15 protein-coding genes are annotated in these 15,236 nt (G+C 74.1%); 9 read left to right on the forward strand and 6 right to left on the reverse strand.

The window, feature by feature from the left end:
- A partial coding sequence (gene uppP, locus J7I94_RS33705; protein ID WP_215173434.1) for an undecaprenyl-diphosphatase UppP occupies window positions 1–767 on the reverse strand: 767 nt, incomplete at its 3' end.
- Between the two features lie 155 nt (window positions 768–922).
- On the reverse strand, window positions 923–1,684 hold the full coding sequence (locus J7I94_RS33710; protein ID WP_215173436.1) for a TVP38/TMEM64 family protein: 762 nt from the start codon (window positions 1,682–1,684) through the stop codon (window positions 923–925).
- A 49-nt stretch (window positions 1,685–1,733) separates the two neighbouring features.
- On the opposite strand from J7I94_RS33710, the gene J7I94_RS33715 reads away from it, so the two are divergent.
- The 3 genes from J7I94_RS33715 to J7I94_RS33725 all read left to right on the forward strand — a co-directional run bounded on the left by J7I94_RS33715 (window position 1,734) and on the right by J7I94_RS33725 (window position 4,939).
- Window positions 1,734–2,465 carry a DNA alkylation repair protein gene (locus tag J7I94_RS33715; RefSeq protein ID WP_215173437.1) on the forward strand — a complete coding sequence of 244 codons (732 nt, stop codon included), beginning with the start codon at window positions 1,734–1,736 and terminating at the stop codon, window positions 2,463–2,465.
- Between the two features lie 285 nt (window positions 2,466–2,750).
- The gene (gene tuf / locus J7I94_RS33720) at window positions 2,751–3,920 is read left to right on the forward strand and encodes an elongation factor Tu (RefSeq protein WP_215173446.1); all 1,170 of its coding nucleotides are present in this window, start codon (window positions 2,751–2,753) and stop codon (window positions 3,918–3,920) included.
- A 173-nt stretch (window positions 3,921–4,093) separates the two neighbouring features.
- Window positions 4,094–4,939, forward strand: coding sequence for a spermidine synthase (locus J7I94_RS33725; RefSeq protein WP_215173448.1), 846 nt, complete (start codon window positions 4,094–4,096; stop codon window positions 4,937–4,939).
- Here J7I94_RS33725 and J7I94_RS33730 read toward each other — a convergent pair.
- On the reverse strand, window positions 4,901–6,220 hold the full coding sequence (locus J7I94_RS33730) for an MFS transporter (protein ID WP_308114815.1): 1,320 nt from the start codon (window positions 6,218–6,220) through the stop codon (window positions 4,901–4,903). The genes J7I94_RS33725 and J7I94_RS33730 overlap by 39 nt on opposite strands.
- 193 nt (window positions 6,221–6,413) lie before the next feature.
- Between J7I94_RS33730 and J7I94_RS33735 the strand changes: the two genes are divergently transcribed.
- Window positions 6,414–6,851, forward strand: coding sequence for a DUF4442 domain-containing protein (locus J7I94_RS33735; protein WP_215173474.1), 438 nt, complete (start codon window positions 6,414–6,416; stop codon window positions 6,849–6,851).
- 74 nt (window positions 6,852–6,925) lie between these two features.
- On the opposite strand, the gene galU is transcribed toward J7I94_RS33735, so the two are convergent.
- Complete coding sequence (gene galU, locus J7I94_RS33740; protein WP_215173452.1) at window positions 6,926–7,891, reverse strand: UTP--glucose-1-phosphate uridylyltransferase GalU; 966 nt, start codon at window positions 7,889–7,891, stop codon at window positions 6,926–6,928.
- 217 nt (window positions 7,892–8,108) lie between these two features.
- On the opposite strand from galU, the gene J7I94_RS33745 reads away from it, so the two are divergent.
- Window positions 8,109–10,646, forward strand: coding sequence for a glycoside hydrolase family 3 C-terminal domain-containing protein (locus tag J7I94_RS33745; protein ID WP_308114816.1), 2,538 nt, complete (start codon window positions 8,109–8,111; stop codon window positions 10,644–10,646).
- Between the two features lie 50 nt (window positions 10,647–10,696).
- Window positions 10,697–11,326 (forward strand): DedA family protein, encoded by a 630-nt coding sequence (locus tag J7I94_RS33750; RefSeq protein WP_215173453.1) that lies wholly within the window; start codon window positions 10,697–10,699, stop codon window positions 11,324–11,326.
- A gap of 7 nt (window positions 11,327–11,333) precedes the next feature.
- On the opposite strand, the gene J7I94_RS33755 is transcribed toward J7I94_RS33750, so the two are convergent.
- Entirely contained in the window at window positions 11,334–11,864 is a 531-nt protein-coding gene (locus tag J7I94_RS33755; protein WP_215173478.1) for a gamma carbonic anhydrase family protein, read from the reverse strand.
- A gap of 107 nt (window positions 11,865–11,971) precedes the next feature.
- Between J7I94_RS33755 and J7I94_RS33760 the strand changes: the two genes are divergently transcribed.
- The 3 genes from J7I94_RS33760 (at window position 11,972) to J7I94_RS33770 (ending at window position 13,965) form a co-directional block, all read left to right on the forward strand.
- Window positions 11,972–12,736 carry an acyltransferase gene (locus tag J7I94_RS33760; RefSeq protein WP_215173455.1) on the forward strand — a complete coding sequence of 255 codons (765 nt, stop codon included), beginning with the start codon at window positions 11,972–11,974 and terminating at the stop codon, window positions 12,734–12,736.
- Window positions 12,737–12,813: 77 nt separating this feature from the next.
- Window positions 12,814–13,386 (forward strand): helix-turn-helix domain-containing protein, encoded by a 573-nt coding sequence (locus J7I94_RS33765; RefSeq protein ID WP_215173457.1) that lies wholly within the window; start codon window positions 12,814–12,816, stop codon window positions 13,384–13,386.
- Window positions 13,387–13,407: 21 nt separating this feature from the next.
- Window positions 13,408–13,965, forward strand: coding sequence for a YbaK/EbsC family protein (locus J7I94_RS33770; RefSeq protein WP_215173459.1), 558 nt, complete (start codon window positions 13,408–13,410; stop codon window positions 13,963–13,965).
- 30 nt (window positions 13,966–13,995) lie between these two features.
- Here the strand turns inward: J7I94_RS33770 and J7I94_RS33775 are convergent, their stop codons facing one another.
- Complete coding sequence (locus J7I94_RS33775; RefSeq protein ID WP_308114817.1) at window positions 13,996–15,204, reverse strand: 4-hydroxybenzoate 3-monooxygenase; 1,209 nt, start codon at window positions 15,202–15,204, stop codon at window positions 13,996–13,998.
- Window positions 15,205–15,236 lie beyond the last annotated feature (32 nt).

Genomic DNA, 15,236 nt, shown 5'->3' on the forward strand with positions numbered 1-15,236 from the left:
GTGGAGATGAACTTCATGAACCAGGCGATCACGGCATATCCGACACCGAACGCGATCACCGTCGCGAAGATCGTCGGGCCCCAGGCGATGTGGTCGCTCTCCAGCGCGTCCTTCAGCTCGAACAGGCCCGAGGCGAGCACGGCGGGGACGGCGAGCAGGAAGGAGTAGCGGGCCGCGGCCTCGCGCCGGTAGCCCATGAACAGGCCGCCGCTGATGGTGGCGCCGGAGCGGGAGACGCCCGGGATGAGCGCCGCGGCCTGGCAGAGCCCGAAGATCAGGCCGTCCTTGACGCCGAGGTCGGTCAGCTCCTTGCGCTGCTTGGCCACCCGGTGCCGGCCGCCGCTCTCGTCGCGCGCCGCCAGCCGGTCCGCGACGCCGATCACGATGCCGACCACCACCAGCATGGTCGCGGTGATCCGCAGGTCGCGGAAGGGGCCCTCGATCTGGTCCTTCAGGGTCACGCCGAGCACACCGATCGGGATCGAGCCGACGATCACCAGCCAGCCCATGCGCGCGTTGTGGTCCTTGCGCATCTCCTTGTCGGCCAGCGACTTGCTCCACGCCCCGATGATCGACGCGATGTCCTTGCGGAAGTAGATCAGCACGGCGGCCTCCGTGCCGATCTGTGTGATCGCCGTGAAGGCCGCTCCGGGGTCGTGCCAGCCGGAGAACGCCGCGGTCAGCCGCAGGTGCGCGCTGGAGGACACGGGGAGGAACTCGGTCAGCCCCTGGACGAGTCCGAGGATGAGGGATTCAAACCAAGACATGAGGTACGGAGTCCAAGTGCCGATCGTGAACGGGCGACGACGGACACACCTGGCCGACGCCTGTGATGATCAGGATCGAGGGGTGTCGAGGGCAGCGTAGCGCCCCCGGATGACAGCCCGGGCACAGGGCCCGGTCAGTACCCGGTCGGTCCCGGTCAGCGGGCGCGCAGCCGGTTCCGCTTGCGCCAGGCCACCACGGCACCGGCGAGGCCGGGCAGCGCGATGCAGGCCAGGGCGATCAGGAAGGCGGGGGAGGTCGGCGTGGAGGCCCGGGCGCCGGCGACGACGTACGCGGCGGTGTTCGGTATCGACCCGAGCGCCGTCGCCAGCAGGAACGCCGGGAGGCTCATCCGGGAGACCGCGGCGCAGTAGTTCGCCGCCGCGAACGGCACGCCGGGGAACAGCCGGGCCGCCAGCATCGACCGGAAGCCGTGCCGGCTGAGCTGTCCGTCCGCGGCCTTCAGCCACTTGCCGCGCAGCAGCGGGCGCAGCGCCTCCTGGCCGAGGACGCGGCCCAGGCAGAAGGCGATCCCGGCGCCGAGCACCGTGCCCGCCAGCGCCGCGCCGAGGCCCAGCGACGAGCCCAGCAGCGCGCCGGCCGCCAGGTTGAGCAGCGGACGGGGCACGAAGGCGACGGTGCACAGTCCGTACGCGACCGCGTACGCCAGCGCCGCCGCGGCTCCGCCCAGTTGCGGTGGCCAGCCGTGCACCAGCAGCTTCTGCGGCTGGAACAGCAGCACCGCCGAGGCGGCCGAGACCAGGAGCAGGACGAGCAGTGACAGCCGGGACCAGGGCGACAGCAGGATTCTCGTCGCGCGGGCGGCGATCCCGGTCCGAGCGGCCGGGGCGGATGTGACGGTGGTGGCCCGGGGAGAGGCCGTGGCGGTGCCCCCAGAGCGGGTGGTGGCATCGAGCATCCGGTGACACTAACCGACGAATCCGTGTGATCGCCGTATGGTGCGTGTCATGACTGTCACAGGCGGGCGAACTCCGGCCGTGCCGAGCAGTCCGCTCGCCGACCGCGTCCTGGAGCGGCTCACCGCCGTGTACCCGGCCGACGCCGACCCGGAGCGGGCCGCGCCGATGCGCGCGTACATGAGGGACGTGGCCCCCTTCCTGGGCCTGACCAGCCCGGTCCGGCGCGCACTGTCCCGTACCGTGCTGCGGGGTGTGCCGCGCCCCGGCGAGGCGGACTGTGCCGCGATCGCGCTGCGCTGCTGGCGGCTGCCGGAGCGGGAGTACCGCTCCACCGACGACGCAGCGGTGGATCTGCTCCGCCGTCATGTGTCCGTACTCACCCCCGGTTTCCTGCCGGTGGTCCGGCATCTGGTCACCACCGTCCCCTGGTGGGACACCGTGGACCTGCTCGCCGCGCACGTCGTCGGCGGCCTGGTGGCGGCCGGTCCGCGGCTCGGGGCGGAGATGGACGCCTGGATCGAGGACGACGACCGGTGGCTGGTCCGCGCGGCCCTGCTGCACCAGCTCCGGTACAAGGAACGCACCGACACCGCCCGCCTCTTCGCCCACTGCCTGCGCCGCGCGGACCACGACGACTTCTTCGTCCGCAAGGCGATCGGCTGGTCCTTGCGCGAGTACGCCAAGACCGACCCGGAGGCCGTGCGCGGCTTCGTGGCCGCGCACCGGGAACGGCTCGCCCCGCTGTCCGTACGGGAGGCCCTGCGGGCCGTCGGTCCCTGAGCCGCACCGGATCGTCGAACTCCCGTGCCGTAAAAAACCATTCGACGTGGGGCAAAGCGTCGGCAATGATCGGCGTCATGTTCCGGTACGCCTTCCACCTCGTCGCCTCCGCGGTCGCGGACGCACCGAAGGCTGCCGTCCCCTTCTTCCCCGGGGCCTTCCCGGCCACTGCCGGCGGCGCCCGAAGCTGACCCTCTCCGGATCGTCCGGCGGACCCCGCAGGGGGAGGGTCGGCCGGTCACCGGGGTCCCCACCTTCCTTCGAGCGAGGCTTCGAGGTACCGCCATGTCCAAGACGGCGTACGTCCGCACCAAACCGCACCTCAACATCGGCACGATGGGCCATGTCGACCACGGCAAGACCACCCTGACCGCCGCCATCACCAAGGTCCTCGCCGAGCGCGGCGGCACTGCCTTCGTGCCGTTCGACCGCATCGACCGCGCCCCGGAGGAGGCGGCGCGCGGCATCACCATCAACATCGCGCACGTCGAGTACGAGACCGACACCCGCCACTACGCGCACGTCGACATGCCCGGTCACGCCGACTACGTCAAGAACATGGTCACCGGCGCCGCCCAGCTCGACGGGGCGATCCTCGTCGTCTCCGCGCTGGACGGGATCATGCCGCAGACCGCCGAACACGTGCTGCTGGCCCGGCAGGTGGGAGTCGACCACATCGTGGTCGCGCTCAACAAGGCCGACGCCGGCGACGAGGAACTGGCCGACCTGGTGGAACTGGAGGTCCGCGAGCTGCTCACCGCCCACGGCTACGGCGGCGACACCGCGCCCGTCGTACGGGTCTCCGGGCTGAAGGCGCTGGCCGGCGACCCCCGCTGGACGGCGTCCGTGGAGGCGCTGCTCGACGCGGTGGACACGTATGTGCCCCTGCCGGAGCGGTATCTGGACGCGCCCTTCCTGCTGCCGGTGGAGAACGTGCTGACCATCACCGGGCGGGGCACGGTCGTCACCGGAGCCGTCGAGCGCGGCACCGTGCGGGTCGGTGACCGGGTCGAGGTGCTCGGGGCCGGCGTCGAGACGGTGGTCACCGGCCTGGAGACGTTCGGCAAGCCGATGGCCGAGGCGCAGGCCGGGGACAACGTGGCGCTGCTGCTGCGGGGCGTCCCCCGGGACGCGGTCCGGCGGGGGCACGTGGTGGCGGCGCCGGGGAGCGTGGTGCCGCGGCGGACCTTCACGGCGCGGGTGTACGTGCTGTCGACGCGGGAGGGCGGGCGTTCGACGCCGGTCGCGACCGGGTACCGGCCGCAGTTCTACATCCGTACGGCGGACGTGGTGGGGAACGTCGACCTGGGCGAGGCGGGCGTGGCCCGGCCCGGGGAGACGGTGACGATGACCGTGGAGCTGGGACGGGAGGTGCCGTTGGAGCCGGGGCTCGGGTTCGCCGTCCGGGAGGGCGGACGGACGGTCGGGGCCGGGACCGTGACCGACGTCGCGTGAGGCGTGCGGGGCGGGACCGTGTCCGGTGTCGTGTGAGGCGTGCGGGCGGGGAGCGTGTCCGGTGTCGTGTGAGGCGTGCGGGGCGGGAGCGTGATCGGTGGCGCTGAAGTGTGCGGGGCCGCGCCGCACGCGGGCGCTGCTGAGGGCGCGCCTCGCCCAGGCACAATGAAGAGGTGAACGAAGCCATACCCGTCTCCCGTGTCACCGGCCAAGGCACCGTCAAGCTCATGCCGGACGTCGACCGGGAGCGGGCGTGGCTGCTCACGGTCGACGGGGCGCCGCAGTCGTACGTCGACCTGGACGAGCCCGAGCACCTGGAGTTCGAGTACGCGCGGCGGCTCGGGCACGTGCTGGACACCGTGGCCGAGCCGGGCCGGCCGCTGGACGCGCTGCACCTCGGCGGGGGCGCGCTCACCCTGCCCCGGTACCTGGCGGCGACCCGGCCCGGCTCCCGGCAGGACGTGGTGGAGTTCGACCGCGGACTGCTGGAGCTGGTCGCCGAGTGTCTGCCGCTCCCGGACGGCGCCCGGATCGCCCGGCACGCGGCCGACGCCCGCGCGTGGCTGTCGGCCGCCCCGGCGGACTCGGCGGACGTGCTGGTCGCCGACGTCTTCGGCGGCTCCCGGGTGCCCGCGCACCTGACCTCCGCGGAGTACGCCGAGGAGGCCGCGCGGGTGCTGCGGGCCGACGGCGTCTACCTGGCCAACCTCGCCGACGCCGCGCCGTTCGCCTTCCTCCGCTCCCAGCTGGCCACCTTCGGCGCCCTGTTCGCGGAGCTGGTGCTGATCGCCGAGCCGGGCGTGCTGCGCGGGCGCCGTTTCGGCAACGCGGTGCTGGCCGCCGCCCACCGGCCGCTGGACGTGGCCGCGCTGGCCCGGCGTACCGCGGCCGACGCCTTCCCGGCGCGGGTGGAACACGGGCCGGGGCTGCGGAGGTTCATCGGCGACGCCCGCCCGGTGCGGGACGCGGACGCGGTGCCGTCACCCGAGCCCCCCGACGGGGCGTTCGGCATCGGCTGATCCGGCGTCGGCGCCGGCGGCCGGCGTGCCCAGGGTCACCGGTTCCGTCCGGCGGCGCAGATCGCGTACCTCCGGGACGAACAGCACGGCGGACGTGACCACCACGACCAGCGCCGCACAGCCCCACAGCGACTCCGTCCGCCCGAACGCGGCCTCCGAGGGACCCGCCAGGGCGGTCGCCGCCGGCACCAGCGCGACCGAGCCGAACCAGTCGTACGCCGAGATCCGCGACAGCTTCTCCTCGGGCACCTCCTGGTGCAGCGCGGTCATCCAGCTCACGCCGAACACCTCGATGGACAGACCGGTCACGAACATCACCGCGCACAGCGCGCCGGCCGGCACCGGGACGGCCAGCGCGGCGGCGGGCAGGGACAGCGGGAAGACGCACAGGGTGCCGGCGAGCAGCAGACGGCGCGGTTTCCAGCGGGTCATCAGCAGCGCGCCGCCGACCGTGCCGGCGCCGAAGCAGGCCAGCGCCAGGCCCCAGGGCCCGGCTCCGCCCAGGTGGTCGCGGGCGACCAGCGGGCCGTAGACCGCCTCGGCGGCGCCGACCACCGCGTTGGCGATCGAGAACTGCACCACGATGCCCCACAGCCACGGCCGTCCGCTGAACTCCCGCCAGCCCTCCCGCAGATCGGCGAGGAGGCCGTCGCCCGGAGTGCGCGGCGGAATGTGCTTCACGTCGAGCAGCCCGCGCAGCGCCGCCGCGCACGCGAACGCCGCCGCGTCCGCCGCGAGCACCCAGCCGGGCCCGATCGCGGCGACCATCGCCCCGCCCAGCGCCGCGCCGCCCAGGCCCGCGCCGTGCATCGCCATCCGGAACACCGCGAAGGCCCGGGCGGCGTGTTCGCCCTTGACCGAGGACATCAGCATGCCCTCCGCCGCCGGGGCGAAGAACGCCTGGCCGGTGCCGCCGAGCCCGGACAGCAGCATCATCTGCCACAGCCGCGGCTCCCCGGCGAGGACCAGCACCGCGAACGCCGCCTGCGACAGGCAGTTGAGCGTGTTGGCGGCGACCATCACCCGGTGCCGCGGCAACCGGTCGGCCAGGGCGCCGCCGATCAACAGGAAGAGCACCAGCGGAACGGTGCGGGCGGCGGCCACCAGGCCCACGTCGCCGCCGTCGCCGCCCGCCTCCAGCACGGCGAAGGCGGCGGCGATCAGCGCGCCGTTGCTGCCGAGGCTGGTCACCACGGTGGCGGCGGTCAGCAGGGAGTAGTTGCGGCTCGCCCAGGCGGGGGACCAGGCGGCGCGGCGGCGGGGGCGCGATACGTACGGCACCTGGCGACTATCGCCGGGGCGGGGCCTTTCTGCCAATGCCCCGTACCGATACCCCGCCGGTGCCCCGTACCGATGTCCCGTACCGACGCCCCGCGCCGGCGCCTCGCCGCGCACGCCCTTCCCGGGCCTGCCCGGCGGGGTCTGGCCCCGGAAGCTACTTACGGGTAACTTGTCGTTCATGAGCGCAGACCAGATGTCGATCGGCGAGATGCTCGCCGCCACGGTGCCGATGGTGCGGACCCTGAACCTGGAGTACCTGGAGACCGGACCGGAGAAGGCCGTGCTGGCCCTCCCGGACCAGAGCGAGTACCGCAACCACGTCGGCGGGCCACACGCCGGGGCGATGTTCACCCTCGGCGAGTCGGCCAGCGGGGCCGTCGTCCTGGCCGCGTTCGGCGACCAGCTCTCGCGCGCCGTACCGCTGCCCGTGCACGCCGAGATCGCGTTCAAGAAGATCGCCCTGGGCCCGGTCACGGCCACCGCGACGCTCGGGCGGCCCGCCGCCGAGGTGGTCGCGGAACTGGACGAGGGACTCCGCCCCGAGTTCCCGGTGACCGTGGCCATCCGGCGCGAGGACGGCGCCGTCACCGGGGAGATGACCGTGACCTGGACGCTGCGGCCGAGCGGCTGAGGCGCGGCACGCGGCACCGTTCGAGGGCCCGGCCGGGTGGTGCCTGGCCGGGACCTCGGTTCATGGGGGGGGCGTCAAGCGGCGAGAGGGTCCTCGGAGTCGCGGGTGACCGACCTGCCCCCGGTGTCCTCCAGCCCGGCCACGAACTCCTTCAGCCAGGACGTGAACGCCGGCCCCAGGTCGGGCCGTTCGCAGGCCAGCCGTACCACCGTGCGCAGGTACTCGCCCTTGTCGCCGGTGTCGTAGCGCGGTCCGTCGAAGACCACCCCGTGCACCGTGCCGTCCGCGGCGAGTTCCTGGAGGGCGTCGGTGAGCTGGATCTCCCCGCCCCGGCCCGGCGGAGTGCGCTCCAGGACCCCGAAGACGGCCGGGTCCAGCACATAGCGGCCGATGACCGCGTACCGGCTCGGCGCCCGCTCGGGCGCGGGCTTCTCCACCAGCCCGGTGACCCGGACCACCCCGTCCTCCCCGCTGGGTGCGACGGCGGCGCAGCCGTAGAGGTGGATCTGGTCCTCCGGCACCTCCATCAGGGCGACGACGCTTCCCCCGTGCCGGCCCTGGACGTCGAGCATCCGGCTGAGCAGCGTCTCGCGCGGGCCGATCAGGTCGTCGCCGAGCAGGACGGCGAACGGCTGGTCGCCGACGTGCCGGCGGGCGCACAGGACCGCGTGGCCGAGGCCCAGGGGCTCGCCCTGCCGGATGTGGTGGACGGCCGCGAGCCGCGCCGGGTCGCGGATCGCGTCCAGCCGTACGGTGTCGCCCTTCGCCGCGAGGGTCTGCTCCAGTTCGAGGGCGTTGTCGAAGTGGTCCTCGATGGCCCGCTTGTGCCGTCCGGTGATCATCAGCACGTCGTCCAGACCGGCCGCCGCGGCCTCCTCGACGACGTACTGGATGGCCGGTTTGTCGACGACCGGCAGCATCTCCTTGGGGGTGGCCTTCGTGGCAGGCAGGAACCGTGTGCCGAGCCCGGCGGCCGGCACGACCGCCTTGCGCACGGCGCGGGCGGGACCGGTCGTGGTCGGAGTGGGGGAGGCGATCATGCGGTCATGCTGACCCGGCCGGATGGGAACCGGCCGAGAACCGCCTCTCAATGACCTGTGGGTGCGGCCGGGCGCATGGTTCGGGAGGGTGACGGTCCGGGTGCGTTGCCGGCGTGAGCGATCCGGGCGGTTGCCGCCGGGGAGCGATCCGGGCGGGTTCGCGCCGCGCCGGGGCGCCTGACGGCGTGTCAGGCACGCCGTGACGCATAGTGCCTGCGTGCAGACACCCGAGGAGACCCGGACCGTGACCCGCACCGCCTCCCGGCGGTCCGCCCTGCGCCTGCTGGCCGGCGCCGCCGTCACCGCGACGGCCGCCGCTGCCGGGGGCGCCGAAGCCGCCGCCGGCACCGGAGGCACCGAAGCAGCCGCCGGCGCCGAAGGGCATTCCCGCGCCGCGACCGCCCCCGGCACCCGCGTCGACGACCTGGTCGCCCGGCTCACCCTCCCCGAGAAGACCTCCCTGCTGCACGGAGCGTCCGACCCGCACACCCTCGGCCAGGCCGGCCACGTCCCCGGCGTGCCCCGGCTCGGCATCCCGCCGCTGCGCCTGGCCGACGGCCCGGCCGGCGTCCGGGTCACCGCCCGGGCCACGGCGCTCCCCGCCCCCGTCCTGCTGGCCGCCGCCTTCGACCCCGGCCTCGCCCGCCGCTACGGCCAGGTCATCGGCCGCGAGGGCCGCGCCCTCGGCCAGGACGTGCTGCTCTCCCCGATGGTCAACCTGATCCGCACCCCGTACGCGGGCCGGAACTTCGAGACCTTCGCCGAGGACCCGCTGCTCGCCGCCGACCTGGTCGCCGCCGAGACCGAGGGCATCCAGGGCGAGGGCCTGATCGCCACCGTCAAGCACTTCGCGCTGAACAACCAGGAGAAGGACCGCGAGACCGTCGACGTCCGCGTCGGCGAACGCGCCCTCCACGAGGTCTACCTGCGCGCCTTCGAGGCCGCCGTCGCCGCCCGCACCGGCGCCGTGATGGCCGCCTACAACAAGGTCGGCGGCACCCACGCCGGCGAGAACGCGGACCTGCTCACCGGCGTGCTGCGCGAGCGGTGGGGCTTCGACGGCCTGGTGATGAGCGACTGGTCCGCCACCCACTCCACCGCCGCCGCCCTCGCCGCCGGCCTCGACCTGGAGATGCCGGACGGCAAGCACTACGGCGCCCCGCTGCTGAAGGCCGTGACGGACGGCACCGTCCCCGAGGCGCACGTCGACCGCGCCGTACGCCGCGTCCTGACCGTCATGGACCGCTTCGGCCTCCTCGACGCCGACCCGCCGCCGCGCCCCGCCCGCGACGCCGCCGCCGGTGCCGCCGTCGCCCGCGAGGTCGCCGAGGCGGGCGCCACCCTGCTGCGCAACGAACGCGGCACCCTGCCCCTCGCTCCCGGCCGCACCGTCGCCGTGATCGGCCCCACCGGCGACCGTCCGCTGGTCGGCGGCGGAGGCAGCGCCCATGTCGTCCCCGACCGCGCCGACCGCCCCCTGGACACCATCGGCGCCCGCGCGGCGCGGGTGACGTACGCGCTCGGCGAGGACGTCTTCGGCAAGCGCCTGCCCGCCGACGCCCTCGCCCCCGCCGCCGACACCGACTCCCGGCACGTGCCCGCCGGCGAGACCTGGACCTACGACGGGACGCTCACCGTCCCCGAGGCCGACGAGTGGACCTTCCTCCTGCACTACTCCGCCGAGCCCACCCGCCGCCCCGAGGTCCGGCTCGGCGACGAGAACCTCTTCCCGCTCGCCCCCGGCTACACCGAGTACTTCCCCGGCGGCCTGGTCACCGCCGCGCCCGACGGCCTCGCCGTGCGCCGCCGCACGCTGCGGCTGACCGCGGGCCGGCACCGGCTGCGGATCACCGCGGCGGGCGGGAAGGACGGGCAGACGTTCCGGCTGCGCCGGATCACCGGCGCGACCCGCGCGGCCGACGTCGCCGAGGCCGTGCGCGCCGCCCGCGCCGCCGACGACGTGGTCCTGTTCGCCTACGAGGACGCCACCGAGGGCCAGGACCGCACCGCCCTCTCCCTCCCCGGCGGCCAGGACCGGCTGATCGACGCCGTGACCCGGGCCAACCCCCGCACCACCGTCGTCCTCAACACCTCCTCGGCCGTCACGATGCCGTGGCTGGCGCGGACCGGCGCCGTGCTCCAGATGTACTACCCCGGCCAGGAGGGCGCCGCCGCCACCGCCGCCGTCCTGTACGGCGAGTGCGACCCCGGCGGCCGGCTCACCCAGACCTTCCCGGCCGACGGCGACCGCCACCCGGTCGCCGGCGACCCGCGCCGCTACCCGGGTACGCACGGCACCGTCGAGTACACGGAGGGCGTCCACATCGGCCACCGCTGGTACGACGCGCGGGGCGTGCGCCCGCTCTTCCCCTTCGGGCACGGACTGTCGTACACCTCCTTCGCCTACACGGACCCGGAGGCGCGGCCGGTGCGGGGCGGTGGGCTCGACGTCTCCTTCACCGTCCGCAACACCGGCCGCCGGGACGGCGTGACGGTGGCGCAGGTGTACCTGGGGCCCTCGCCCGACCTGCGGCTCGACCAGCCGGTACGGGCGCTGGCGGGGTACCGGCGGCTCGCCCTGCGGGCGGGGGAACGGCGCCGGGTGACGGTCCGCGTCACCTCCCGCACGCTCTCCTGCTGGGACCCGCGCCGTCACGACTGGGTGCTGGGCACCGGCCGGCGCACGGTGTGGATCGGGGCGTCCTCGGCGGACCTGCGGCTGCGCACCGGCGCGGACGCGGGTGCCCTCGCGTGACCCAGTAGGCTTCCCGGGACAGCAGGAGCAGAAACCGCGAGGAGCCCGCAGTGCACGTCCAGGAATGGCTCGACACCGTGCCCGCGGCGGCCGTCTACGCCGTGGTGGGACTGGTCATCGGTCTGGAGAGCCTGGGCATCCCGCTGCCCGGCGAGATCATCCTGGTGTCGGCGGCCCTGATGTCGTCCCAGCACGGCGGCATCGACCCGGTGATCCTCGGCGCCTGCGCCGTCGCCGGCGCGGTGATCGGCGACTCCATCGGCTACGCCATCGGCCGCAAGGGCGGACGGCCGCTGCTGGCCTGGCTGGGCCGCAAGTTCCCCCGGCACTTCAGCGAGGGCCACGTCGCCACCGCCGAACGGTCCTTCACCAAGTGGGGCATGTGGGCGGTCTTCTTCGGCCGCTTCATCGCCCTGCTGCGCATCTTCGCGGGGCCGCTGGCCGGGGTGCTGCACATGCCCTACTGGAAGTTCCTGATCGCCAACGTCCTCGGCGGCATCGTCTGGGCCGGCGGCACCACCGCTGTCATCTACTACGTCGGTGTCGTCGCCGAGTCCTGGCTCAAGCGCTTCTCCTGGCTGGGCCTGGTGGCGGCGGTGCTCATCGGCGCCACCTCCATGCTGGTGCTGAAGCGCAGGGCGAAGAAGGCGGAGCCGGAGCCCGTTCCCGCCGCCGAGTAGACGTCCCTCAGCCCCCGTACGCTCCCCGGTGAACCTTCGCCAGCTCCGCGTAATGGGTGCCGTTGAGCGTGACACCCGCACGCTCCTCCTGGGTCAGCGCACGCCTCACCTTCGCCGGCACCCCCGCGACCAGCGACCCCGGCGGCACCACCATCCCCTGCGGGACCAGCGCCTGGGCCGCGACCAGCGACCCCTTCCCGATCACCGCCCCGTTGAGCACGGTCGCCCCCATCCCGACCAGGCAGTCGTCCTCGACGGTCGCCCCGTGCACCACGGCGTTGTGCCCGATGGACACCCGTTCCCCGACGGTGACCGGGAAGCCGGGGTCGGCGTGGAGCGTGCAGTTGTCCTGGACGTTGCTGTCCGCCCCGACCGTGATCCGCTCCACGTCGCCGCGCAGCACCGCCCCGTACCAGACGCTCGCCCCCGCGCGCAGCGTCACGTCCCCGATCACCGAGGCTGTCGGCGCCACGAACGCCTCCGCGTCCACCTCGGGTTCCCTGCCGCCGATGCCCGTGATCAGTGCCTGGTGCGTCATCGTCGCCTCCTGGTCGGTGATGTCACCGGCACGGTAGTCCACCGGTGGGGTGAAGATCACAGCCCTTCCCGGTCAAGGCCGCGCGGCGCGCTGAGTACCGTGAGCGGGTGCCGAAGCGCGAGAACACCCATCCGTCCCGGCGGCGCCGCCTGGCGCAGCGCGCCGTCCACGCCGTCTGGGCCTGGGCGCAGCGCACCGGTTCGGTCACCGCCGAGCACCCCGGACGGTTCCGCTTCGGCGCCCTCGGCCACGGCACCCGGCTCGCCTTCCCGCTCGGCACGGTCTTCGGCGAACCCTGGATCCACCTCGGCGCCCACTGCGTCATCGGCGAACAGGTCACGCTGACGGCCGGTCTCATGCCCGACCTGGACCTGGGCCCGGAGCCGATCCTGCGCGTCGGCGACGGCGTCGTCCTCGGCCGGGGCAGCCACGTCATCGCCGACACCACCGTCACCATCGGCAGCGACTGCTATTTCGGCCCGTACGTCTACGTCACCTCGACGAACCACTCCTACGACGATCCCCACCAGCCCATCGGCAAGCAGTGGCCCCGGATGGAGCCGGTCGAGATCGGCCCCGGCTGCTGGATCGGCACCGGCGCGGTGATCCTGCCGGGCGCGCGGATCGGCCGGAACGTGGTGGTGGCCGCCGGCGCGGTGGTCCGGGGCACGGTGCCCGACCACGCCGTGGTGGCGGGCGCCCCCGCCCGCGTCGTACGGCGCTGGACGCCCGACGGCGGCTGGCAGCCGCCGCTGCGCACGCCGGCCCCGGTGCCGATCCCGGACGGGGTCACGCCGGAGCAACTGCGCGCCCTGTCGCGGCTGGACGAGGAGACGGTCGCGCAGCTCGCGCGACCGGCCACCGAGACCTGACCGCACCGGTTCGCAGTACAGTTTCAGTCCAATCCCTTGCACGCATGGGTACAGCCGAGCATCACCCTGGACGGAACGTGTCGGACCTCGACCTGCTGACCCAGTCCCTCGCGCGCAACGTCAGGCGCTGGCGCACCGAACGCGGTTTCACCCTGGACGCCCTCGCCGCACGGGCCGGGGTCAGCCGCGGCATGCTGATCCAGATCGAACAGGCCCGCACCAACCCCAGCCTCGGCACGGTCGTCAAGATCGGCGACGCGCTCGGCGTCAGCATCACCACGCTCCTCGACCGCGAGCAGGGGCCCCGGATCCGGATCGTCCCCGCCGAGCAGGCGGTACGGCTCTGGCACACCGAGGACGGCAGCTACAGCCGCCTCCTCGCCGGGACCGAGGCGCCGGGGCCGCTGGAGATGTGGGACTGGCGGCTGATGCCGGGCGAGCGCAGCACCTCCGACCCGCACCCGGCGGGCACGGTCGAGCTGGTGCACATCACCGCCGGGGAGCTGACGATCACCGTGGACGGCACGGACCACCGGGTGCCGGCCGGGGCGAGCGCCTCGTACGCGGCGGACACCCCGCACACGTACGCCAACACCGGCACCGTACCGATGGAGATGATCCTGGCCGTCTCGGTGCCGCCGCCCCGCTGAGACCCTTGTTACCGTGCGGGCATGCAGCCACCGATCGGAAACTTCGACCGTGCCGTGCCCGCCCCCGACTGCCTCGACGAGCTGACCCGCCCGGTCGCCGACGCGGTACGCCACTGGCGCGGCGCCGTCCCCGCCGAACAGATCCTCTACGTCGACACCGACCCGGAGTGGGCCGACACCGCCACCTTCGTCGAGCACTACGGCCGCGAGCTGCTGGAGCAGTCCGCCAACTGCGTCGTCGTCAGCGGCAAGCGGGGCGGCGAGACCACCCGCGCCGCCTGTCTGGTCCTGTCCACCACCCGGGTCGACGTCAACGGCGTGGTCCGCCGCCACCTCGGCGCCCGCAAGGCGTCCTTCGCGCCGATGGACACCGCGACCGGCGAGACCGGCATGGAGTACGGCGGCATCACGCCGGTCGGCCTGCCCGGCGACTGGCCGGTCCTGGTGGACTCCGCCGTCGTCGACCTGCCGTACGTCCTGGTCGGCAGCGGACGGCGGCGCGGGAAGCTGCTGGTGCCGGGCAAGGCGTTCGCGGAACTGCCGGGGGCGGTCGTGCTGGAGGGTCTCGGCGTGGCCTGACGGCCGTCGGCCCGGCGTTCCCGACGGCCGTCAGACGGCGGTCCGCGTCCCGAGGTACTGCTCGGCGAACGCCGCCGCGGCGACGGGGGAGTCGAACAGGCGGCGCAGCCGGGCGAGCGTGGTGGCCGCCCGGTACGGGTCGCCCGACGCCGTGCCGTGGTACACCTCCGACAGCCACTCCGAGAACTCCTGGTAGTCCCAGACCAGCCGCAGGCAGGTGTCGGAGTAGCGGGCGAGGACGCCGTCGTCCCCCTCGGTCAGCCGCGCGACCAGCCCGTCGGCCAGCAGGAAGGCGTCGTGCAGGGCGAGGTTCATGCCCTTCGCGGCGATCGGCGCGGTGAGATGGGCGGCGTCCCCGGCCAGGAACAGCCGCCCGGACACCATCGGCTCGACCACGTAGTTGTGCATGTCGAGCACGCGCTTCTCGATCAGCCGCCCCTCGTTCAGCTCCGGCGCGTCCACCGCGCGCAGCCGCTCCCGCAACTCGCCCCACACCCGCTCGTGCGACCAGCTCTCCGGATCGTCGCCCGGCGGGCATTGGAGGTAGTAGCGGGTCACGTCGGGGCTGCGCTGCATGTGCCCGGCGAAGCCGCGCGGATGCATGCCGAACACCACGCACTCCGCGGACGGCGGCGCCTCGGCGAGCAGCGCCAGCCAGCCGATGCCGTAGTCGTACTGCGAGATCCGCACCCGCCCGGCCGGCACCGCGTCCCGCGTCACCCCGCGCGCCCCGTCGCACCCGGCGACGAACGCGCACTCCACCACCCGGCGTTCACCCGTGTCGGGGCAGACGTACGACACCGAGGGCCGCTCCGTGTCCAGGCCGTGCAGCCGCACGTCCCGCACACCGAACCGCGCCGCGCCGCCCCGCACGTCCACGTACTCCCGCACCATGTCGGTGACGAGGAAGTGCTGCGGGTACACCCAGTGGTGACGGCCCGTCAGTTCTCCGTACCGGAACAGATACCGCTCCCCGCCGAACCGGAACTCGCAGGCGGTGTGCGGCTGCGCCCGCTCCAGCAGCCGCCGCGCCAGCCCCCGCCGCTCCAGCCCGCGCACCGCCCACTCCTCGATCACCCCGGCCCGGGGCCGCCGCTCGACGAACCGACGGGTCTCGGTCTCCAGCACCAGACAGTCCACCCCGGCGGCCCGCAGCACACTGCCCACGGTGAGCCCGGCGGGACCGGCACCGACGATGACGACCGGGAACCGCTCGGCGGCGGCGGAAGGGGTGGCCACCCGGGCATTATGGCGGCGCCGGGCCGCCCGCT

It is taken from the genome of Streptomyces sp. ISL-12, from assembly GCF_018614415.1.
Taxonomy (GTDB): Bacteria; Actinomycetota; Actinomycetes; order Streptomycetales; family Streptomycetaceae; genus Streptomyces.